The organism is Bacteroides sp. ET71 (assembly GCF_023336905.1).
GTDB lineage: Bacteria > Bacteroidota > Bacteroidia > Bacteroidales > Bacteroidaceae > Bacteroides.
The window spans coordinates 279839-302468 of sequence record NZ_JAMBLS010000001.1 but is presented as its reverse complement, the minus strand read 5'-3'; the positions used below and the strand labels follow the sequence as shown (position 1 = coordinate 302468).

General features: G+C 53.8%; 14 protein-coding genes. 12 read left to right on the top strand and 2 right to left on the bottom strand.

Annotation, left to right across the window (positions count from 1 at the left end):
* The first annotated feature begins 179 nt into the window (after nt 1–179).
* The 9 genes from M3090_RS01215 to M3090_RS01175 all read left to right on the top strand — a co-directional run bounded on the left by M3090_RS01215 (nt 180) and on the right by M3090_RS01175 (nt 16466).
* Nucleotides 180–1640, top strand: coding sequence for an aminoacyl-histidine dipeptidase (locus M3090_RS01215; RefSeq protein ID WP_249053577.1), 1461 nt, complete (start codon nt 180–182; stop codon nt 1638–1640).
* A 960-nt stretch (nt 1641–2600) separates the two neighbouring features.
* Entirely contained in the window at nt 2601–3905 is a 1305-nt protein-coding gene (locus M3090_RS01210; RefSeq protein WP_249053576.1) for a cytidylate kinase family protein, read from the top strand.
* Between the two features lie 113 nt (nt 3906–4018).
* Nucleotides 4019–9823: an alpha-2-macroglobulin family protein gene (locus M3090_RS01205; protein WP_249053575.1), complete on the top strand. Its 5805-nt coding sequence runs from the start codon at nt 4019–4021 to the stop codon at nt 9821–9823.
* 559 nt (nt 9824–10382) lie between these two features.
* Nucleotides 10383–11471, top strand: a complete 1089-nt coding sequence (locus tag M3090_RS01200) for a DUF1573 domain-containing protein (protein WP_249053574.1) — start codon at nt 10383–10385, stop codon at nt 11469–11471.
* Between the two features lie 138 nt (nt 11472–11609).
* Nucleotides 11610–12728, top strand: coding sequence for a methylmalonyl Co-A mutase-associated GTPase MeaB (gene meaB / locus M3090_RS01195; protein ID WP_249053573.1), 1119 nt, complete (start codon nt 11610–11612; stop codon nt 12726–12728).
* Nucleotides 12715–13272, top strand: a complete 558-nt coding sequence (locus tag M3090_RS01190; RefSeq protein ID WP_249053572.1) for a GNAT family N-acetyltransferase — start codon at nt 12715–12717, stop codon at nt 13270–13272. Before meaB ends, M3090_RS01190 begins: the two co-directional genes overlap by 14 nt.
* Before the next feature lie 76 nt (nt 13273–13348).
* Nucleotides 13349–14170 (top strand): AAA family ATPase, encoded by an 822-nt coding sequence (locus tag M3090_RS01185; protein ID WP_249053571.1) that lies wholly within the window; start codon nt 13349–13351, stop codon nt 14168–14170.
* 10 nt (nt 14171–14180) lie between these two features.
* A complete protein-coding gene (locus M3090_RS01180; protein ID WP_249053570.1) occupies nt 14181–15197 on the top strand; it encodes a DUF4435 domain-containing protein in 1017 nt (338 codons plus the stop codon).
* Nucleotides 15198–15257: 60 nt separating this feature from the next.
* Nucleotides 15258–16466 (top strand): mechanosensitive ion channel family protein, encoded by a 1209-nt coding sequence (locus M3090_RS01175; protein WP_249053569.1) that lies wholly within the window; start codon nt 15258–15260, stop codon nt 16464–16466.
* Here the strand turns inward: M3090_RS01175 and M3090_RS01170 are convergent.
* A complete protein-coding gene (locus M3090_RS01170; protein ID WP_249053568.1) occupies nt 16444–17535 on the bottom strand; it encodes a metallophosphoesterase in 1092 nt (363 codons plus the stop codon). The genes M3090_RS01175 and M3090_RS01170 overlap by 23 nt on opposite strands.
* Nucleotides 17536–17807: 272 nt before the next feature.
* On the opposite strand from M3090_RS01170, the gene M3090_RS01165 reads away from it, so the two are divergent.
* Entirely contained in the window at nt 17808–19058 is a 1251-nt protein-coding gene (locus tag M3090_RS01165; protein WP_249053567.1) for a M23 family metallopeptidase, read from the top strand.
* Between the two features lie 74 nt (nt 19059–19132).
* Here the strand turns inward: M3090_RS01165 and M3090_RS01160 are convergent, their stop codons facing one another.
* Nucleotides 19133–19570 carry an Hsp20/alpha crystallin family protein gene (locus M3090_RS01160; RefSeq protein ID WP_249053566.1) on the bottom strand — a complete coding sequence of 146 codons (438 nt, stop codon included), beginning with the start codon at nt 19568–19570 and terminating at the stop codon, nt 19133–19135.
* A gap of 372 nt (nt 19571–19942) precedes the next feature.
* Here M3090_RS01160 and M3090_RS01155 point away from each other — a divergent pair, with 372 nt between their 5' ends.
* Together M3090_RS01155 and gdhA are read left to right on the top strand one after the other, a co-directional pair.
* Nucleotides 19943–20923 (top strand): DUF362 domain-containing protein, encoded by a 981-nt coding sequence (locus M3090_RS01155; protein WP_249053565.1) that lies wholly within the window; start codon nt 19943–19945, stop codon nt 20921–20923.
* Nucleotides 20924–21186: 263 nt separating this feature from the next.
* Nucleotides 21187–22524, top strand: a complete 1338-nt coding sequence (gene gdhA, locus M3090_RS01150) for an NADP-specific glutamate dehydrogenase (RefSeq protein ID WP_249053564.1) — start codon at nt 21187–21189, stop codon at nt 22522–22524.
* Nucleotides 22525–22630: the final 106 nt, after the last annotated feature.

Here is a 22630-nt window from a genome sequence, read left to right as displayed (position 1 = left end):
CCTATGTGGGGGGTGCCACAACGCCCTATGTGGGGGGTGCCACAACGTTCTATGTGGGGGGTGCCACAAAACTCTATGTGGGGTGCGTCGATTTCGCCGGTATCTTGTTGGGAAAAAACAAAGAAACGACTATATTTGCGAAAACAATCGATTCGTTACTCATTATTTATATATACGTTATGGACACAATCTTACAACTGGCTCCACAAAACGTGTGGAAGCACTTCTATGCACTGACGCGCATCCCGCGTCCGTCGGGACATTGCGAACAAGTCACCGAATACCTGGTGGACTTCGGAAGAAAACTGGGACTGGAATCGCGGGTCGACGAGGCCGGCAATGTCATCATCCGCAAGCCCGCCACGCCGGGCATGGAGAACCGCAAGGGCGTCATCCTGCAAGCGCACATGGACATGGTGCCGCAGAAGAACAACGATACCGTGCACGACTTCACCAAAGACCCCATTGAAACCTGGGTGGACGGCGAATGGTTGAAAGCCAAAGGAACTACGCTCGGTGCCGACAACGGTCTGGGGGTGGCTGCCATCATGGCTGTGCTTGAAGCCACCGACCTGAAGCACGGACCGCTGGAAGCACTCATAACCAAGGACGAAGAAACCGGCATGTACGGAGCCTTCGGCCTGAAACCGGGCGAACTGGATGGCCAGATTCTGCTGAACCTCGATTCCGAAGAAGAAGGCGAACTCTACATCGGCTGCGCCGGAGGCGTGGACATCACAGCCACACTCGAATACAAGGAAGAAGAAACACCTGCCGACCCGGCCGTGGCCCGTAAAATCACCCTGAAAGGCCTGCGTGGCGGACACTCCGGGCTGGAGATCAACGAAGGACGCGCCAATGCCAACAAACTGCTGGCCCGCGTGACGCACGACCTGCTGATGGAGTTCGACTGCCGCCTCTCCTCCTTCGAAGGAGGCAACATGCGCAACGCCATCCCCCGCGAAGCCCATGCCGTGCTGCTGTTTGACGCAACAGACGTGGCCGACCTGGAAGACTACATCCGCGAATACCAAGACACCCTCAGCGCAGAGTTCGACCCCATCGAGAGCGGCATCCGCCTCTATCTGGAAGAAGTGCCCATGCCCGCCACCGTAGTGCCCGTCGAGATACAAGACAACGTGATTGACGCCTTGATGGCCTGCCAGAACGGCGTGATGCGCATGATTCCCACCGTGCCCGACACCGTAGAGACATCCTCCAACCTGGCCATCGTCTCCGTGGGCGGCGGAAAAGTCGACATACGCATCCTGGCCCGCAGTTCCTCCGACTCGATGAAAGACTTCCTGGCCGACAGCCTCGAGGCCTGCTTCTCGATGGCCGGCATGAAGGTAGAACTCAGCGGCGCCTACTCCGGCTGGCAACCCGATGTACATTCTCCCATCCTCCATGCCATGACCACCTCCTACCGGCAGCAGTTCGGCAACGAACCCGCCGTGAAGGTCATCCACGCCGGCCTGGAGTGCGGCATCATCGGAGCCACCTATCCCGGCCTGGACATGGTGTCTTTCGGCCCCACCTTGCGTTCGCCCCATTCGCCCGACGAGCGCGCCTACATCCCCTCCGTGGCTAAATTCTACGCCTTCCTGGTAGCCACGTTGGAACAGACTCCGCTGAAATAAAGGAGTTTGAACACACTCGTCCAAGAAATCCGGAAAGCCTCTCCGCTTTCCGGCAGCGCGGGGTATAATGAGATATTGGCACGCAGATAACACCGATACAACAGATTCTCACAGATTCATCTGTACTTCAATGATATATAATCAGCGGTCATCTGTTGTATCTGTGTCATCTGCGTGCAATTTTATATATTGACACACCCTCTCTTCTTTTTCCCTCCCTCCAAACTTCGCTGTCAAGATGGCAGAGACTGACATGCGCGGCTGCCAGAAAAGCCTTTCCCCCTTCCCGTTTTATTGATGAAGGTCAAGAAATGTGTTATAAAACATATTTTTCGCCCCTCTACCCCTTGGTTTCTTCCATAAAGGCCCTACATTTGCACCGTCATCGATGAACAAAAAAAGGATAACAATTAATTAGGAGGATAACGAAATGAAGATGTTTAAGAAGATTCTTAAGAATATCGGCAAGGCCGATAAGAACATTTGGGGTTACGTGATGCTTTAAGCATCTGCCCCCCGATGCACAAAGGTAAAAAGATGCAGGCTTCTCCTGCGGAAGCCGTAAGTAAATGTAGGATAACAAAACAACTGAGTCTAAATTTTTACGATTATGAAAAAGAAAATGAGCAACCCGTTGAAGCGTTTCTTTAACGCTATGGGCAAGAACTGGATGGAGTCTATGAAATATTATAGATACTCGATGTAACAAATAAGATAAAGCATATTTTACTAAGTAAAGCAGAAAGAGGAGCATGCCGCTTGTTCGGTATGCTCCTTTTTTCTTTGCACACCGGCCGTTGCTCTTCCTCGTCGCAGCCGCCGCCCGTCTTCGTCACAGCTGTCGCTCTTCCTCGTCATAGCCGTCGTTAATGCTTATTAAAAAAATGTACTAATTTGTAATAAAACGATTATCTTTGTGCCTATCTGGCAATAACGGTTGCCAACACATTATTATATTATATGGATAACAAAAAATACCTTATCAGGCGCTACCTTCTGTTTGCCCTCGCTCTCTTCGTCAACGCTATGGGCATCGCCTACATCACGAAAGCTTCGTTGGGCACGTCGCCCATCACCAGCGTCACTTACGTGGCCAGTATGTTCACTCCCCTCACCATGGGCCAATGGACCATCATCCTCAACTTCTTGTTCCTCCTGATAGAATTGCCGCTGATGACCCGTGCGCAGTTGCGGAGCGACCTGCGGATGTTCCTCTTGCAAATTCCCGTCACGCTGTTCTTTGGCACGTGCATCGACCTTTCCATGAGTCTGCTCTACTGGCTCTCGCCCTTGGCCTACGCCGCACAGGTGGTTCACTTGCTGATAGGCTGCGTCATACTGGCGCTGGGCATTGCCCTCGAGGTAAAGGCCGACGTCGCCCTGATGGCAGGCGAATACCTGGTGCGGGCCATCGCACGGCGCTTCAAGACCGATTTTGGCTACACGAAGTTGGGGCTGGACATTTCTCTGCTCATCGTGGCCTGCCTCCTTTCTCTGGGCTTCATGGGTGGGCTCTACGGGGTGCGCGAAGGCACGCTGGTGGCAGCCCTGCTGGTAGGTCCCATTGTGCATTTTGTCTCTCCCCACTATCGTTTCATTGATTCCTGGATAGGGTCGGGACGGGAACATAGGCCGGACGAGACACACGGGCAGGCTGCTTATCCGGTGATTACCATTGCCCGCGAGTTCGGCAGCGGCGGACACCTGTTGGGCGAGATGCTGGCCAAAGACTTGGGAATCAGCCTGTACGACAAGGAGTTCATCCACCTGGCGGCGCAGCGCAGCGGCATGACCGAAGAATATATCCGCCGGAACGAACAGAGCATTCCCTCTTTCTGGCTGAAGTGCATGCTGGGCGGCAGCAGCGAACTGCCCCGCGAGCGTAGCCTTTCGCCCGACGACGTGCTGTTTGTGGCTGAGAGCAAGATTGTGCGCGAACTGTCTGCACAAGGGCCTTGCGTCATCATCGGACGCTGTGCGGACTTCATCCTGCACGATGCTCCCAGAGTCATCAAAGTCTTTTGCTATTCCGATGCCGAGAGTGCCCGCCGCCGTTGTGTGGAACAATATGGAGTGCCGGCCGAGAGAGCCGTCTCTGAAATAGCACGTGTCAACCGCAACCGCATTGCACATTACGAATATTATACAGGCGTCAAATGGGGCGAACCTCATCATTACGACTTGATGCTCAATACGGGGAGCATGGATTTGGAGACCGCCTGCGGGCTGGTTGAAGATTTGTATCGCCGTCTGGAGAAAGCGTGAAACCTCTCTTCCGGAAAAGGACTATCAAGAATTTTTAAGCTTAAAAGAACATTTCTTAGCCTTTAATGTTGTTACTTTGTATCTAATAGAAAGAAACCAACTAAGAAAGGCTTATGAAAATAATCAAGTGTTTGTGCAGCTTTGTGCTGCTGTGTGTGCTGGGGGCGGGTTCGGTCCTGCACGCGCAATCCTACGACCGGTTGTGGACGCAAGTGGAGCAGGCGCAGGAGAAAAGCCTGCCGCAAACGGTAATTGAGTTGACCGACCGGATTTATCGGAAGGGCTTGGAGGAACATAACGCCGCACAGATGCTGAAGGCGTATGTCTGCCGGGCGGTGAACCAGGAGGAATTGACGCCGGACAGTCTTTACTCCCGCCTGCCTCGTCTGGAACAGTGGGCACAGTCAGAGAACGATGCCGTGACGCGTGCCATTCTTTATTCGTTGCTGGCCGATGAATATGCTGCTTTTGCGCGGCGTAACCGTTCCGAACTGCTCAGCCGTACGGACGTAGACAGTGACGACCTTTCGGGTGACATTCGTTTGTGGACGTCCAGACAGCTTGTCCGTAAAGTAGATGCTTGTTGCACGGAGGCGCTGCGCGATTCGGTTGTGTTGTTGGATGCCTCGGCGGAAGGCTATGTGCCCTTTATCGAATTGGAAGACGGAAGCCGCTTTTATGCGCACGACCTTTATCACTTGCTCTCTACCCGTGCCATCGAAGCCTATCAGGCTTTGACCTCTTACGACGAGGCTCTGGTGCAGGAGCGTGTCGAGCGTATCTATACGAATCAAATAAACGCTTACAAGCAACGCCCCGGCCGTGAAGACGCTTTGCTGCTCAGCGTCTTGTCCTTTTGGAAGAACGACCAGTCGCGTTTTCGCTACTATCCTTCGCCGGAGCGTTCGGGTGCAGCCTACTTGGCAGTCTTGGACTCACTGATAGAGCGTTACGGCGACCGTCCGGTGTGTGCCGAGGTCTATCTGGCCAAGGCCGAATGGCTCAACAGCCAGACTCCCCGCCGGGCAGCGCAGGCGTTGCAGGTTTGCGAGGAGGGCATCCGGCGTTATGCGTCTTACGAGCGCATCAACGAACTGCGTAACCTGAAGAAACGTATCACTCAGCCCAATCTTTCTGTTACGACCAAGTCTGTCGCTTATCCGGGAGATTCGTTGGCGTTAAACGTCTTTTACTGCAATCAGAAGGGATTCACCCTGAATCTGTATCGTACAGACCTCCGGGAGAATCTCTTGGCGTCCGTTGGCATAGACCGGAATTTCTTGCAGCAACACGCACGCCGTGTACAGTCCCGCCACTTCGACTTGGCGCTTCTGCCTCAAAAAGATGTGCTTCCCGAAGATTTGCCCTATATCGGCTTGGACACCGTGTTCCATCTACCGATGCCCGACGACTATGGTTTGTACGTGCTACAAGTAGTGCCCGACGACAAGCGCGGGCAGAGCGACCACCATCTCGTGGCTCTCTCCCGTCTGATGGCATTGACGCTTACTTTGCCCGACAATCGGCTGGAAGTCTTGACGCTCGACGCCAAGACGGGCCATCCCGTACCGGATGTCGAACTCAGTTTCTATTCGTCATATTATAATATACAGACGGACAAGAAAGTGAGCGAAACGGCCACCGGTGCCGATGGTCGTGCCCTCTTGACGTGGGACAAGAAGATGAACAGCTTCATGGCTCGAAAGGGTGGGGATGCCTTTTTGCCGGCACAGCGTATGTCCTACGGTGTGGTGCGTCCTATCGTCGAAAAGACCGAAGAACACTTGTCGCTCCTGACCGACCGCTCGCTCTACCGCCCTGGGCAGACCATCTACGTCAAGGGCATTGCTTATGAACAGGACGATGAGGCTGCGCGTGTGTTGGAAGGACGGACTTATACCATCTCTTTGTTGGATGTCAACCGCAAGGAAGTTTCCAAACAAGAGGTACGTACCAACGACTTCGGTTCCTTCTCTGCTGAATTTGTTTTGCCTGCCAGTTGCCTGAACGGCGATTTCTTGCTCAAAGCGGGCGATTTGGCTATGCAAAGCATCCGGGTGGAAGAGTACAAACGCCCGACGTTCTCCATCACCTTCGATCCTGTGAAGGTTGCCTATGCTTTGGGAGATACCGTTATGCTGACCGGACGGGTAGAAGCCTATAACGGTGCGGCCATCCAGACAGTGCCGTTGGCATACACCGTGACCCGGCAAGATGCTTGGGGCAGGGGGTATATGTGGCAAAAGCCTGCACCGCTGGTGTCCGACACCATCCGGCTCGATGACGAAGGCCGTTTCTCTCTTCCTGTTTGCCTGAAAACTGAGCCGGAGGATGAAGGTCGTTCGCTCACTTACATCGTCACTGCTTCGGTGACGGGCGAGAATGGCGAAACACAGGCCGAGACACGCCGTCTCAGTGCCACGAACCGTTTATACCAGTTCGGCAGCGGGCTTGTGGGAAATTTGTGTAAGGAAGATACTTTGGCTGCCACTTTCCGTGTGTGGAACAATGATTCTCAACTCATGGACATTCAGGGTACATACCGCCTTTACCGGAAGTCGGATGCGGATAAGTCGGCTCGGACTTTGGTGAAAGAAGGGACTTTCACGTCTGGCGAACGTCTTGTGTTGGACGATTGGAAACAGTTGCCTTCCGGAGCGTATCGTTTGGAGCTTTCTGCCAAGGCTCCCGATGGCCAGGAGGAGAGTAATGTGGAGGATGGAGGCGAAGAGTTCTTGCTTTTCTCCAAACACGACACTCGCTTGCCTGTCTTCAAACCCTATTTCGTTTACGAAGAGCAGACGGAGTTCGATGCAACGCAGCCTGCCGTCTTCTACTACGGTACCTCTTGCCGCGATGCTTATGTCCTGGTCGATGTCTACGGCGAGGCCGGGCGTGTCGAACACAACGTGTTGCAACTGAACGACACACTCACCCGTTTGGAGTATCCCTACAAAGCATCCTATGGAAAAGGCGTGGATGTCCGTTTTTCCTTTGTCAAGGACGGGGAGTTTTATACCCAACAAGTCTCTTTGAGGAAACGTGAACCTTCGCGTCAGTTGGACATGAAGTGGGAGGTGTTCCGCGACCGTCTGCGTCCCGGCCAACAGGAGGAATGGAAGCTTGTGGTGAAGACTCCCCAGGGATTGCCTGCTGCGGCAGAGGTCTTGGCCACGATGTACGATGCCTCGTTGGACCAAATCTTCGAGCAAAGCCAAAGCCTGTCGGTTTATTTCAACAGCTATATACCTTATTATAATTGGCACACCCAGTATGTTGGGAGTTCATCGTCCGCTGTTTACTTCTCCACCAATTACTTGAAGGTGCCCTATTGGCAGTACGACCACTTCTACGAAGCCTATCCGGCCATGTTCAGCAAGGGCCAAGTGACGATAAGCATTGCGGATGTGAAGAGCACCAAGGCTTTGGGCGTAGACCTCAGCGCCACTGTGCAGCGGTCTGTCACCGGGGCTGTGAACGCTGCGGCTGCCCCGCAGGCCAAGATGTACGCAGACGGCGCTTCGCTTTCGGAAGAGGTGGTAGTCCGTTCCGAATCCTTGGAAGCCCCGCAGGAGTCGGGCACCATCGAGCCGCAGGAAGGCCTGCGCACCAACTTTGCCGAGACGGCTTTCTTCTATCCGCAGTTGCGGACGAACGAGCTGGGCGAGCTGGTCTTCTCTTTCACTGCTCCGGAGAGCCTGACCCGTTGGAACTTCCGGGGATATTCTCATACGAAGGATATGTTGACCGGGTTGCTGAAAAGTACCGCCACCACCAGCAAGGAATTCATGCTGACGCCCAATCTGCCGCGTTTCGTGCGGGTAGGAGATGAGACACACGTGGCTGCCACCATCAACAACCTGACGCAAGGGTCGGTGAAGGGCACTGCGACGTTGACGCTCTTCGACCCCTTGACGGACAAGGTTCTTGCGAAGAAGAAGGAGCGCTTCGCCGCGGAAGAAGGACGCTCGACAGCCGTGGAGTTTACCTTTGAGGTGACAGAGCGCTACGACCTGTTGGGCGTGCGTATCGTGGCCGACGGGGGGGCGTTCAGCGACGGTGAGCAACACGTTTTGCCCGTGTTGAGCAACAAGACTTTTGTTACCGAGAGCGTGCCCATGTTTGTCCGTGGCGAGGAAACGCGTACCTTCTCGTTGGACAGCCTGTTCAATCGCGACAGCAAGAATGCTACTGACCGTCGCCTGACTGTGGAGTTCACCGGCAATCCGGCGTGGATGGCCGTGCAGGCTTTGCCCGCCTTGAGCGAGCCACAGACCGAGGATGCCATCGCACGGGCCACGGCTTGGTATGCCAACAGCCTGGCCGCTTACATGGCCGCTTCGCAGCCGCGTATTCAGTCTATGTTCGAGGCCTGGAAGGCGCAGGGCGGGACGAAGGAGACGCTGGTGTCGCGCCTGGAGCAGAATCCGGACTTGAAGAATATCTTGCTGAGCGAGACGCCTTGGCTGGCGGAGGCTCGCGATGAGAGCGAGCAGATGGCCCGCATCGCTACGCTGTTCGACCTCAATACGTTGTCGCTGCGTCTGTCGTCGTCGTTGCATAAGTTGCAGGAGTTGCAGGACGGCGACGGGGCTTGGAGCTGGTATCCCGGTATGCCGGGCAGCCGCTATGTCACCGACTACATCTTGACGTTGCTGGTGCGCCTGCCGCTGCTGACGGGTCAGGCGTTGGATGCCGATGCCGTGGCCATGCGTGACAAGGCTTTTGGCTTCCTGCATCGCGAGGTGCGCAAGGATTACCAGGACTGGCTGACCCGGCAGCCGCGGGTGGAGGTGGAGCATCTTTCTGACTTTACTTTGGATTATCTGTACCTCCTGGCGCTTTCCGGCACAGAAGTGCCGGTTGCCAACCGCGAGACTTATCGTTATTATCTGTCCAAGGTACAGAACGAATTGACGAGTGCTTCCGTACAGCGCAAGTCCCAGGCTCTTGTCATTCTGAAAAAGGTCGGCCGGGCGCAAGCTGCCGACTTGGCTGCTTCGCTGCTCGAACACCTGGTACGGGAGGACGAGATGGGGGCACACTTCGCCTTCCTCGACGCTCCTTACCGTTGGGGCATGATGCCTGTGCCTTCGCACGTGTCGGCCATGGAGGCTCTGCGCGTACAGGGAGGCTGTGACGAGGTGCTGGAGGAGATGAAGCTCTGGCTCTTGCAGCAGAAGAAGACTACCACGTGGGATTCGCCCGTGGCTACCGCCGATGCCGTCTATGCCTTGCTCTGCACGGGCAGCAACTGGCTGGAGAGCCGTGGCGATGTGCGTGTCAGCGTGGGCGGGGAGACCCTTGAGACGTTGGCGGACGAGTCTTCCGTACCCGGTCTGAGCTATGTGCGGAAGACCTATGGCGAGGAGTCTCCGGTTGTGGAGGCCAAGGCCGTGACGGTGGAAAAACGCGATGCAGGCGTGGCCTGGGGGGCAGTCTATGCCCAGTACCTGTCGCCGATGTCGGAACAGAAGCAGCAGGGCGGAGATTTGTCGGTGGACAAGCAGCTTTATCTGGAGCGTGTGGCCGCCGACGGCAGCAAGTCGCTCGTCCCGTTGACGGGAGAGGTCTCTTTGTCCGAGGGTGACATGGTCGTTTCCCGCCTTACGCTTCGGGTGGAGCGCGCCATGGACTTCGTGCAACTGAAGGATGAGCGTGCGGCTTGTCTGGAGCCGGTCAATGCCCTGTCCGGCTATCGCATGGGTCGGGTTCCCTGCTATGAAGAGGTGGGAGATGCCGCTACCTGCTTCTTCTTCGACTCACTGGGCAAAGGCGTCTATGTCCTGGAACACCGTCAGCGCGTGGCACGCAGTGGTCTCTACGAGGCCGGCATCGCCACCGTGCAATGTGCCTATGCTCCGGAATATGCCTCACATTCGGCCGGTGCCACGCTGCAGGTGGGTGAAGGCAAGTAGCCGGAAGCCGTGCCGGTAGAGGGTGTGCCGTAATGGCGTATGGCACGCGGATGACACAGATGGGACAGATGACCGCAGATTATATGATATATCACTGAAGAAATCTGTGGGAATCCATCTAATCAGCGTCATCTGCGTGCCATTCATATGACGGCACACCCTCTTCTTTTATCCCCGCGGCCGATACCTGTTCTTCCCACGGCCGATATCTCCTTCTTTTCTACGGCTGATAATTCTTCTTTCCTGCGTCCGGAAGATTGTCTTCATACCTGTCTGTTTTTTATAGTGTGCCGTGATATATTATCGCACGCCGTGCGATGAATTGTCCGCAGCGTCGGCATATAGGTTGCCGCACCGATATGTAGCTACTTCCCGTCTCGTCCGTCATTCATTTGCCGTCCCGTCCGTCTCCTTACGCCCGGGCTATTTTCCTGTCTTCATCCGAGCCGGAGGCCTGAGCCGGACGGCGATGGGTGAGGGAAAACAGATTTTGCACGCTCTCAGATTAGGCTGTTTCGCCGAAAAACTCTATTTTTGTGAAGTCAATCCAACGGAAACAATGAAGAAGTTTTTAATCCTTTTATACGCAACCACTTGCCTCTCTGCCACCGTCGCGGCACAGGCCCGATTCACCTCGAACACCGCCCGCCACAGCCTGGGGCAGATAGAATGGAAGCATCCGGTGACGGCTGACTTCCTCGTCACCAACACCGGCAACCAGCCCCTGGTGCTCAGCGACGTGGAACCGGACTGCGCCTGTGCTGTGGCCCAATGGACGCAGACCCCTATCGCACCGGGAGCAACCGGCACGGTAAGTGTGACGTTCGATGCCGAAGCCTTGGGACATTTCCAGAAATCAATAGCCGTCTTTACCAATGCCGAGCCCCACGTGGTCTATCTCTACCTGGACGGAGAGGTGGTGCGCGAGCTGAAAGACTTCACGCAGACCCACCCTTACGCCATCGGGCAAATCCGCCTCAGCATGGAGGCGCTTGACTTCCCCGATGCCCACCGTGGAGAGAATCCGGTCTTGCGCTTGGGTGTTGCCAACCAGTCGCCCTTGCCCTACGAACCCGTCTTGATGCACCTGCCCCCCTACTTGCAGGCAGAAGCCCGTCCGGCGGTTCTTCAACCGGGCGAGAAGGGGACCGTCATCCTGACGCTCGACACAGAAAAGCTGACCGACCTGGGACTGACGCAGACCTCCGTCTACCTGTCGCGCTTCTCGGGCGACAAAGTGGGCGAGGAGAACGAACTGCCTCTCTCGGCCGTGCTGCTGCCCGATTTCTCCGGCCTGACCGAGACTGAACTGCAAAACGCACCCGTCGCCAGCCTCTCGGCCCATGAACTCGACTTGAGCCATCTGCTGGAGGGGAAGCGCAAAGCCAAGGCAGACATCACCGTCACCAACACAGGGCGCTCTCCGCTGCACATCAGCAAACTGCAAGTCTTCCATCCCGCTGTAGGCGTCCATCTGAAGAAAAGCGTCTTGCAGCCGGGTGAATCCACCCGGCTGCGCGTGACCGTCACCAAACGGGGTATAGGCCGCCATCGACGCCATCTGCGTGTGCTGATGATTACCAACGACCCGGCACACCCCAAAATGGAAATAAATATCACTGCCGCCCGTAGAGCGGTGAGTTTTTAAGTTTATGAGTTTGTGAGTTTCTTGAGTTTGTATGTAGATAAATAGTCTTTATGCCAACTCAAAAAACTCATAAGCTCATAAACTAAAGAACTCATAAACTAAAGAACCCATAAACTCATAAACTTAAAAACTCAAACCATGTTTCATCCCGAAAACAACGACGCATACAAAGGCTTGGTGGTTAATGCAGGCATCGAGCAACCTTCGTCTGTCAATCCCTATCTGAAACGCAAGCACCACAAGCGGCAACTCACAGTTTCCGAATACGTGGATGGTATCTTGCGGGGTGACGTCACAGTGCTGAGCCAGGCAGTCACGTTGGTCGAAAGCATCCGCCCCGAACACCAGGCCGTGGCACAAGAAGTGATAGAAAAATGCCTGCCCTACTCCGGAGCATCCATCCGTGTAGGCATTAGCGGTGTGCCCGGTGCAGGCAAGAGTACCAGCATCGACGTCTTCGGGCTGCACGTCTTAGAGCAGTATGGCGGCAAGCTGGCCGTCTTGGCCATCGACCCCAGCAGCGAACGCAGCAAGGGTAGCATCTTGGGCGACAAGACCCGCATGGAGAGGCTGGCTGTACATCCCAAGTCTTTCATCCGTCCCAGTCCATCGGCCGGCTCGCTGGGTGGTGTGGCACGTAAGACGCGTGAAACCATTGTCCTTTGCGAAGCGGCTGGTTTCGACAAGATATTTGTAGAGACCGTTGGCGTGGGACAAAGCGAGACAGCCGTGCACAGCATGGTAGATTTCTTTCTGCTTATCCAGTTGGCCGGCACGGGCGACGAGTTGCAAGGTATCAAGCGCGGCATCATGGAGATGGCCGATGGCATTGTCATCAACAAAGCCGACGGCGACAACCTGGAACGGGCCAGGCTGGCTGCCAATCAATTCCGTAATGCGCTTCATCTTTTCCCGGCTCCCGAAAGCGGCTGGACACCACAAGTGCTTACTTATTCAGGTTTCTATAACCTGGGCGTAAAAGAAATCTGGGACATGGTGTACAGTTACATTGACTTTGTGAAAGCGAACGGTTACTTTGACTATCGTCGCAACGAGCAAAGCAAGTATTGGATGTATGAGACCATCAACGAACACCTGCGCGACAGTTTCTACCACAATCCACGTATCGAAACTATGCTGGCTGACAAAGAGGCGCAAGTATTGCAAGGCGGGCTCACCTCGTTTGTGGCTGCCAAAGAATTGCTGGATACCTATTTTGGCGAGTTAAGAGAGAAAGAAAACAATGGAAACCTTTAACGAAAAGAACTATCGTATCCGCCAAGAGCGTCCAGAAGACATTCCTACTGTCAAGGTTTTGATAGAATCGGCTTTTAGAGACGTCGCAGAGAGCGACCACAAAGAACATTTGCTGGTGGAACGTTTGCGCCATTCTGAAGCTTTTATCCCGGAACTTTCTTTAGTGGCAGAAAGCCCCAAGGGCGAAATCGTAGGTCATATTCTCTTGACGCGTGTACGGATTGTTTCGGCCGCTGGCAAGGAAACTCTTTCTTTGGGCGTGGCTCCGCTGAGTGTGCTGCCGGCGTGGCAGCGGATGGGCATAGGAAGTGTTTTGGTGTTGGAGGCCCACCGGTGTGCTGCTGCCTTGAACTATCGTTCTGCCGTATTGTTGGGACATAAAGACTATTATCCCCGTCTGGGCTATCGGAAGGCGTCCAGTTGGAATATTACGTTCTCCTACGATGTCCCGGAGGACTGTTGCATGGCCATTGAGCTATGTCCCGGAGGCTTGGAAGGAGTACAAGGCATGGTATGTTACGACAAAGCTTTCGAAGAAGTGTGACGTTAAAAACGGGGCTGAGTGTAGCGAGAATCCTCTATTATTTGCTATATTTGCCCGTGTGTTTAAGATTACTACTATGGAAATACCGGCAAACTATATTAAACGCATCGAGATACATGGGTTGTGGCACCGATATGACATTGCTTGGGACTTGCGCCCGGATGTCAACATCTTGGCTGGCATCAACGGAGTGGGGAAGACCACCATCCTGAATCGTTCGGTCAGTTATCTGGAGCAAACCACGGGAGAGGTGAAACGCGATATGAAGAACGGCGTGCGTGTATCGTTTGACAATCCAGAAGCAACCTATATTCCTTACGATGTTATCCGCAGTTACGACCGTCCGTTGGTGATGGGCGATTTTACCGCCCGCATGGCCGACCCGGAAGTGAAGTCGGAGTTGGACTGGCAACTTTACCTTTTGCAGCGCCGTTATCTGGATTATCAGGTGAACGTGGGCAATAAGATGATAGAGCTTTTGAGTGGCACGGACGAGCAGCGCCAGCAAGCTCCTTCGCTATCTGCTCCCAAACGTAAGTTCCAGGACTTGGTAGACGGACTTTTTGCTTACACGGGCAAAACGATTGACCGCAAGAGCAATGACATCGTTTTTCTGCAAGGTGGAGAACGTTTGTCGCCCTATAAATTGTCTTCGGGCGAGAAACAGATGCTGGTCATTCTGCTGACAGTATTGGTGCGTGACGGCGGTCATTGTGTCCTCTTCATGGACGAGCCGGAAGCCTCGCTGCATGTGGACTGGCAACAGAAACTGATTGGCATGATACGCGAACTGAACCCGAACCTGCAACTCATTCTCACCACTCATTCGCCGGCTGTCATCATGGAGGGGTGGATGGATGCAGTGACCGAGGTAAGCGAAATTTCCACAGCCCTCTAAATCAACGATTATGCCTACTACTCTGCGCCATAATTTGACATCTGCCTATTTGGATGCTGCCCGACGGCTCTCTCCAAAGAAGAAGCGCCGTCGCATCGTGGCCTATGTGGAGAGTTATGATGACGTGGCTTTCTGGCGGACGTTGCTGTCCGAATTTGAAGACGATACGCGGTATTTTCAGGTAATGCTTCCCTCGTCCACTTCGTTGGCTAAGGGCAAGAAGATGGTGCTGATGAATACACTGAACACTGATGAGCTGGGGTACAGCCTTATTGCCTGCGTGGACAGTGACTACGATTTCCTGCTTCAAGGGGCTACGCGCGTCTCGCGCAAAATCAACCGGAATCCTTATATCTTCCAGACGTATGCCTATGCTATCGAGAACTTTCAGTGTTACGCCGAAAGTTTGCACGAAGTGTGTGTGATGGCCACATTGAACGACCGTCCTGTGTTGGATTTGCCTGCTTTCATGCGCCGTTATTCGCAGATTGCTTATCCACTCTTTTTGTGGAATGTCTGGTTCTACAGAATGAGAGATACGGAGACTTTTCCTATGTATGATTTTAATGCTTGCGTCCGTCTGTCCGATGTCAGCCTGAAGCAGCCTTACCGCTGTTTGGACGAGATGCGTGAAACGGTCAATGCCAAGCTGGCCGAATTGCGCGAGCTGTATCCGCAATACGTACCCCAAGTGGATTCGTTGGGGCGCGAGCTGAAGGAGCTGGGGCTGGAGCCGGACACAACCTATCTGTACATACAGGGACATCACATCATGGACGGTGTGGTGATGAAGCTGCTGGCTCCTATCTGCACCCAGTTGCGCCGGGAACGCGAGCAGGAAATCAAGCGTTTGGCCGAGCATAACGAACAGTTCCGAAACGAGCTGACGGGGTATGAGAACTGCCAGACAAATGTCCAACTGATGCTTCGCAAGAATAGCAATTACAAAGACCTTTTCCTTTATCAGTGGGTGCGCGAGGATATTCGCCGCTTTTTGGATGGTGAGCAGGAACCGGACGGAAGGTGATTGCTTGGCTAAGGCGCAAGGGGACTGTCAAAGATAAATTGTAATAGTAAAGAGTGTTTCATGGAAATATTGAATGTCATAAAGAAATTGCTTGTGAGTTGGGGAATGGCTCCGGACACGGCGGATGCGTTGGACCACTTCATTGCCTTCCTTTTGTTGGTACTGCTGGCGTTGCTGGCCGACCAGATATTCCGTCGGCTGGTGTTAACATCAGTCGCCCGCCTGGTGAAGAAGACCAAAGCCACGTGGGACGATGTCGTGTTCGACCACAAGGTGATGGTGCGTCTCAGCCACATTGTCGTGCCGCTCATCGTGTACTTGTTCATCCCCGTTGCCTTTGCCGATGCGGCTACTGCCACAATAAATCTTATCCAGCGCATCTGCATGGTGATAATCATTCTTTCGTTGCTGTCGTTCGGCCATTCTTTCATGGGAGCGGTCTATACGGTCTACAGCGCCACGGGGCGTTACCGCAACCGCCCGCTCAAGGGTATGGTGCAGACGGTGCAGGTGCTCATGTGGCTGGTGGGCATTATCTGTATCGTTGGCCAACTGACGGGGCAGGAAGTGCTGAACCTGTTGGGCGGTTTGGGCGCCATGTCGGCTGTGCTGATGCTGGTGTTCAGGGACACCATCATGGGCTTTGTCAGCGGAGTGCAGCTTTCGGCTAACAACATGCTGAAGGTGGGCGACTGGATTAAGATGCCCAAGTATGGTGTGGACGGGACGGTGACGGAGGTGTCGCTCACGACTGTCAAGGTGCGGAATTGGGACAACACCGTGGCCACCTTGCCTCCTTATCTGCTGGTGAGTGATATTTTCGAGAATTGGAATGCCATGCGTGAAAGTGGCGGTCGGCGTGTCAAGCGCAGTATCAATATCGACATCCGCAGTGTCTGTTTCTGCACACCCCAGATGATGGAGAAGTTCCGGGGTATGTCTTTGCTGAAAGATTATCTGGAAAGCCCGCACGAAGAGCCGCTGACCAATCTGGGTGTGCTGCGTGCCTATCTGGTGGCCTGGTTGCGCACCCGGCCCGTGGTCAACACCGACTTGCACTGCATGGTGCGTCAGCTTCAGCCTACGGAGCATGGCATCCCGCTGGAGTTGTATTTCTTTTCACGCATCAAGGATTGGGTGGCTTATGAGGGCGTGCAGTCCGATGTGTTCGACTACGTGTTGGCCATCGTTCCCGAGTTTGGGTTGCGCATCTTCCAGTCTCCTTCGGGCGATGATGTGCAGGCGCTCATTGGAAGCAAAAGTCTATGATGACCATCTCGCTGCGGGTGCCGATGCGGAAGGGTGGTCCCCACAGCCCCAGTCCGGACGAGACGTAAGCCTGCATTTTTCCCCATAGCCCGTATCCGTATGGTTGGCGGTAGATGGCGTTTGTGACCAAGGTCAGGGGCCATACCTGCCCGTCGTGCGTGTGGCCGTACAGGGCGAAGTCGGCTCCGGCTGCCGCCGTTTGTTTCAGTTCTTCGTCATACGGCTGGTGGTCCAGTACGAAGATGGGGCGCGACGGGTCGGCCTGGCCGAGAAGTTCGGAGGGCTTTAGCCGACGGCGATTGCTGCGGTCGTCGCGGCCCGCTATCTGTATGCCGCCCGTCAGGGTGGCTATGCTGTCGCGCAACAGGCAGACAGGAGTCTGGCTGATGAACGCTTCGCTTTCCTTTATTCCGCTGATGAACTCGTGGTTGCCCGGCACCATGTAGATGCCTTGTGGGGCATGCACTTGCCGGAGGGCTTCTTGCATCCGCTCGCGCCACAGCGGCGTCACGGACATGTCTATCAGGTCGCCTGCGATGAACACCGCGTCCGGGCGGGCATCGTTAATCATTGTGATATATTTTTCCAGCACGCGGCGATTGTTGCCGTATCCCAAGTGTACGTCGCTCACGGCCACAACGCGCAGGTGCTTTATGCCTTCCGCCGGTTTGGCGATGTCTATTTGCAGATGGCGCACCGAGGGATGGCGGTAGTGCCAGTAGCCATAGGCCAGCAGCAAGGCCGTAAGCCCCGTGCAGATGCCGAACAGGTGGGGGATGTGTATGCCGGCCAGGCGGGGCAACTGTCCGGCCAGCAGCAGTAGCGTCAGGTACAGCAGGGCCACGAGCCATCCCGTGCTTATCTGGTAGAACCAATGGCCGGCCAACGGCGTCAGGTGGCGGCCACGCATGTACATGAAGAGGATGAAGGACAGGGCGACAGCCCAGAACAGCAGGCCGAAGCCGATGCGCAGACCCGTCGGCCAGCCCTGGAGAGCCATGTGGGCATGGTAGTACACCCAGCCGTTGGCTCCCAGGTAGATGGTGAGTGCGATGAGGATAAAAAGCATAAAAGTATTCTGATTTCGACGCCGCAATATTAGCAATAAAGCTCTTAACCGCAAAATATAGGGGGCGGCGTTAGCTTCTTTTCATTCTTTTCTTTATTTTTGTGCGGCCCAACGGATTTTCTCTCCGGAAGCTACGCACGGGGGCTCTGCCTGTGCCGGACACGAAGCGTGCTCCGCGCGCACTCGGGCCGCGCTTCGTGTACGCTCGGGCGGAGATGCTTGCACGCTGTCCGGACTCGTTTGATAAACAATAAGTTATAAAAGATAGAATCATGCAGAAAATCAAGAAGAAATATTCGATTGCCGTCGGCATACTGCTGGCAGTGGCCGCCTTGGTCCTGGTCTTCCTGCCTAAGCGCACGGCGGACGATATGCTGGACGAGGTGCAGGTGACTGACTCGGTGGAAGTGGAGGAAATAGTCTATAAGTATGGCATCCCGACGGACGATTACGAAGTGGACTACGGAATCGTCAAGTCCGGGCAAAACTTGTCATATATTCTTTCCGACCACGGCCTGTCACATCGCGAAGTGCACCGGGTCAACGAACGGGCGGAAGGCGTGTTCGACGTGCGAACCATCCGTGCCGGCCAGTCGTATGCTGTCTTTACCACCCGCGACAGCGTGCCGCAGACCGTGTTCCTGGTGTATGAAGAAAGTCCGAAGTCATACGTCGTTTTCGACCTGCGGGGCGATTACTCCGTGCGCCGGGGCGAGAATCCCTCGGTGTGGCGGCAGAAGACGGTGAAAGGCCGCGTGGAGTCGTCGCTCTGGGTGGCCATGCAGAACCGCGAGACGTCGCCTTTGCTGGCGATGGTACTGTCCGGCATCTACGGATGGTCTATCGACTTTTTCGATTTGAAGAAGGACGACGAGTTCCGCGTCATCTACGAGCAGGAATACGTCGACGACAAGGCGCTGGACAACTTTCACGTCCTGGCCGCCGCTTTCCGCCATTCGGACAGCACGTACTACGCCATCCCCTTCGTGCAGGAAGGTGAAGAATTGTATTACAACGAACAGGGCAACAGCCTGGAGGGCGCCTTCCTGAAGGCACCCCTGGATTTCTACCGCATCTCTTCGCGTTTCTCCAACGCCCGCTTCCATCCGGTGCTGAAGCGTTACCGTGCTCACCACGGTGTCGATTATGCCGCTCCGGCTGGCACTCCCGTCTACGCCGTGGGCAACGGGAAAGTGATAGCCAAGGCTTACCAACGCAACGGAGGCGGCAACTACATCAAAATTCGCCACAACCGGACTTACGTCACCACCTACATGCACCTGTCGCGTTTTGCCAAAGGCATACAAGTCGGTTCGGAGGTGAAGCAGAAGCAAGTGATAGGTTACGTCGGCTCCACCGGTCTGTCCACCGGCCCGCACCTGGATTTCCGTGTGCACGAAAACGGCAAGCCCATCAATCCGCTCACCATCAAGTCACAGCCCAAGAAACCCATTAGTGCGCAGAACCGGCCGCAGTTCACCACGCTGTGCGATTCACTGCTGCATCGGCTGGAGGCTCTTTAACGACGGGCACGGACACAAAAAATCCCCCTCCGCACCTTTCGGCACAGAGGGGGACTTTTTATACTTACCCGTTATCAATGAATCTCGATAACACGGTTGACTTTAGCCTTTTCTTCAGGCGTGCGTTTCGGCAAATCAATGGTCAGCACACCGTCGCTGACGTTGGCGCTGATTCTTTCTTTCTCCACGTCGTCCGGCAGCACAAGGCTCTGTTGGAACTTCGAGTAAGAGAACTCGCGGCGCAAGTACTTCTTGTTTTCCTTGTCCTCTTCTTTCGTTTCATTCTTCTTTTCCATCGTGATGACCAATTCATTGTCTTCACTCAGATGGATGTTGAAATCGTCCTTCGTCATACCCGGGGCGGCCACTTCGACTTTGTAGTCTTTGTCACTTTCGATGACATTGATGGCCGGTGCCGTAACATTGGCTTTTACCATCCAGTCGTTATCAAAGAAATCATTAAAGATACTCGGTAACCAGTTCTGATTGTAATTTCTTCTTGAAGGCATCATAGTTGTAATCTCCTATATTTAATTGTTTGTTACTAATTGTTTTCTGAAGCCCTCCGCCTTTCGGCTTCGTGCTTCGCCTTAGTATTTGCAAAACCTGTGCCGTTTGGCAAAGTGTCATCGTGTTCGCCCTGTTTTTAAACCTATGAAGACCTTTTTAAACTTAAACACCCTGTTTTTAACCATCTGTGCTTACATAAAGCTGACAATCTGTAAACAGTGGCGGAACAGACGGCCAAAATGGCGCTTTCTCTGCTAAAATGACATAAACAGCTTTTCCCGTAATTCAGGTATAATTATCAGTGATTTATGTAGCTTCTTTCCAATACATAAGCACTACTTTTATGGCCGATAACTTATTAAATGACAGTAGACATGAAGAATTACGTTCGTACATGGGTATGCTCGCTGCTGGCTCTGGCAGCGATAAGCACAACGGGCTGTGCACAAAGCGCACCGCAACAGAAAGGGGCAGATGCCGGCAGCAACACACTGCCCAAGGTATATATGTTCAAAGAAATTACGCCGGAGAATCTGGTGAAGATTTACAAAGCACTGGGTCGTGAGGCCACAGGCAAGGTTGCCGTGAAACTATCTACCGGCGAACCCGGCGGACACAATTTCCTGCAACCGGCTTTGATTAAAGACTTGGTACAACTGGTAGATGGCACCATCGTAGAGTGCAACACGGCTTACGGGGGTGGGCGTTCGGACACGCAAAAACACTTGCAGGCTGCCGAAGACCACGGCTTTACCGCCATTGCCCCCGTAGACATTATGGATGCCGAAGGTGAAGTGCGCCTGCCTGTCAAGGGAGGCAAGCACATCTCGTATGACATTGTCGGCTCTCATTATCCCGGTTATGACTTTACCGTCGTTCTTTCTCACTTCAAGGGGCATGCGATGGCCGGATTTGGCGGAGCATTGAAAAACATTTCCATAGGCATAGCATCGGCCAATGGCAAGCGTTGGATACATTCAGGCGGAACCAGCACCGACAGTTGGGGCAACCCGAGCCAAGAAGAATGGCTGGAAACAATGGCCGAGGCAGCCAAAGCAGTCATCGATCATTGCGGTGAACACATATTATATATAAGTGTAGCCAACAACCTTTCCGTAGATTGCGACTGCGACTCTTCCCCCGAAGACCCGAAAATGGGGGACATCGGCATTTTGGCCTCCCTCGATCCGGTTGCCTTGGACAAGGCTTGTACAGACCTGGTTCGTTCGTCCGAAGACCATGGCAAAATCCATCTGATAGAACGCATCGACTCGCGTAAAGGCATGCACACCCTGGAGTATGCCGAACGTTTGGGCTTGGGCAGCCAGAAATATGAGCTAGTCAGGTTGGATTAATGCCTGCTTGAAAATCATTTGCCGTTAAACATCAAACGCAGCCGCCTGCAATTTCTTCTTTTTAAGAGAGGGAAAAAGCCGGCGGCTGCTTCTTTTTGTGCCCAGTTCGGCTTGGGAGTGACGTTTTATTATTAAATAATCAAAATATTGCCATAAAGCGTGGTTTGGTTGAAAAGTTTTCTTATATTTGCAGTGTTGGCTGCTTACACTTTGTGCGTGGCATCCGCAAGTTACACATAAGCGCAACTTTAAAACGTAATATTATGAACATCGAAAAAATTATGGCTTCCCTGGAAGCTAAACACCCCGGCGAATCAGAATACCTTCAGGCAGTGAAGGAAGTCCTCCTTTCCATTGAAGAGGTTTATAACCAACACCCCGAATTTGAGAAAGCCAAAATCATCGAGCGCTTGGTAGAACCAGACCGCATCTTTACTTTCCGTGTGACGTGGGTAGATGACAAAGGAGAAGTACAGACCAATCTGGGCTACCGCGTACAATTCAACAATGCTATTGGCCCGTACAAGGGAGGTATTCGCTTTCATGCCTCAGTTAACCTCTCCATCCTGAAATTCCTGGGATTCGAACAAACGTTCAAGAATGCACTTACCACTCTGCCTATGGGTGGCGGTAAAGGCGGTTCTGACTTCTCGCCCCGTGGTAAGAGTGATGCTGAGATTATGCGCTTCTGCCAGGCATTTATTCTGGAACTGTGGCGTCATTTGGGACCCGACATGGATGTGCCCGCGGGGGACATTGGCGTTGGTGGTCGCGAAGTAGGATACATGTTCGGTATGTACAAGAAGCTTACTCGTGAATTTACAGGAACATTCACGGGTAAGGGACTGGAATTTGGTGGTTCACTGATTCGTCCAGAAGCCACTGGCTTTGGAGGCTTGTATTTCGTTAACCAGATGCTTCAGACCAAAGGCATAGACATTAAGGGCAAGACCGTGGCCATCTCAGGCTTTGGCAATGTGGCATGGGGTGCTGCTACGAAGGCAACGCAGTTGGGAGCCAAAGTTGTCACTATCTCCGGCCCGGATGGCTATATCTATGATCCTGATGGAATCAGCGGAGAAAAGATTGATTATATGCTGGAACTGCGTGCTTCGGGCAATGACATAGTTGCACCGTATGCTGAACAGTTCGCGGGAGCTACGTTCGTTCCTGGCAAGCGGCCTTGGGAGGTCAAAGTAGACATTGCACTGCCTTGCGCTACACAGAATGAATTGGATGGGGAAGATGCGCGCCATTTAATCGACAACAACGTGCTTTGTGTGGGTGAAATATCTAATATGGGTTGTACACCGGAAGCCATTGACCTCTTCATAGAGCATAAGATGATGTATGCGCCGGGCAAGGCTGTCAATGCCGGTGGCGTGGCCACCAGCGGCCTGGAGATGAGCCAGAATGCCATGCACATCAGTTGGAGTGCTGCAGAAGTAGACGAGCGTTTGCATGGCATCATGCACGCCATTCATGAACAGTGTGTGAAGTATGGCACTGAGCCGGATGGCTATATCAATTACGTGAAGGGTGCCAATATTGCCGGCTTCATGAAGGTAGCACATGCCATGATGGGGCAAGGCATCATCTGATGATTGGCTTTGTTTAGTTGTATTTGTATTTGTGGTTTAGACCGTCCGTGCCTGTGAAGGTTGCGGACGGTTTTTTTTGTGCGGGGGCGAAGATTTGCTACCTTTG

Coding starts and splice junctions, on each gene's coding strand:
- M3090_RS01215 (WP_249053577.1), top strand. CDS start 180: ATGGACACAATCTTACAACTGGCTCCACAAAACGTGTGGAAGCACTTC.
- M3090_RS01210 (WP_249053576.1), top strand. CDS start 2,601: ATGGATAACAAAAAATACCTTATCAGGCGCTACCTTCTGTTTGCCCTC.
- M3090_RS01205 (WP_249053575.1), top strand. CDS start 4,019: ATGAAAATAATCAAGTGTTTGTGCAGCTTTGTGCTGCTGTGTGTGCTG.
- M3090_RS01200 (WP_249053574.1), top strand. CDS start 10,383: ATGAAGAAGTTTTTAATCCTTTTATACGCAACCACTTGCCTCTCTGCC.
- meaB (WP_249053573.1), top strand. CDS start 11,610: ATGTTTCATCCCGAAAACAACGACGCATACAAAGGCTTGGTGGTTAAT.
- M3090_RS01190 (WP_249053572.1), top strand. CDS start 12,715: ATGGAAACCTTTAACGAAAAGAACTATCGTATCCGCCAAGAGCGTCCA.
- M3090_RS01185 (WP_249053571.1), top strand. CDS start 13,349: ATGGAAATACCGGCAAACTATATTAAACGCATCGAGATACATGGGTTG.
- M3090_RS01180 (WP_249053570.1), top strand. CDS start 14,181: ATGCCTACTACTCTGCGCCATAATTTGACATCTGCCTATTTGGATGCT.
- M3090_RS01175 (WP_249053569.1), top strand. CDS start 15,258: ATGGAAATATTGAATGTCATAAAGAAATTGCTTGTGAGTTGGGGAATG.
- M3090_RS01170 (WP_249053568.1), bottom strand. CDS start 17,535: ATGCTTTTTATCCTCATCGCACTCACCATCTACCTGGGAGCCAACGGC.
- M3090_RS01165 (WP_249053567.1), top strand. CDS start 17,808: ATGCAGAAAATCAAGAAGAAATATTCGATTGCCGTCGGCATACTGCTG.
- M3090_RS01160 (WP_249053566.1), bottom strand. CDS start 19,570: ATGATGCCTTCAAGAAGAAATTACAATCAGAACTGGTTACCGAGTATC.
- M3090_RS01155 (WP_249053565.1), top strand. CDS start 19,943: ATGAAGAATTACGTTCGTACATGGGTATGCTCGCTGCTGGCTCTGGCA.
- gdhA (WP_249053564.1), top strand. CDS start 21,187: ATGAACATCGAAAAAATTATGGCTTCCCTGGAAGCTAAACACCCCGGC.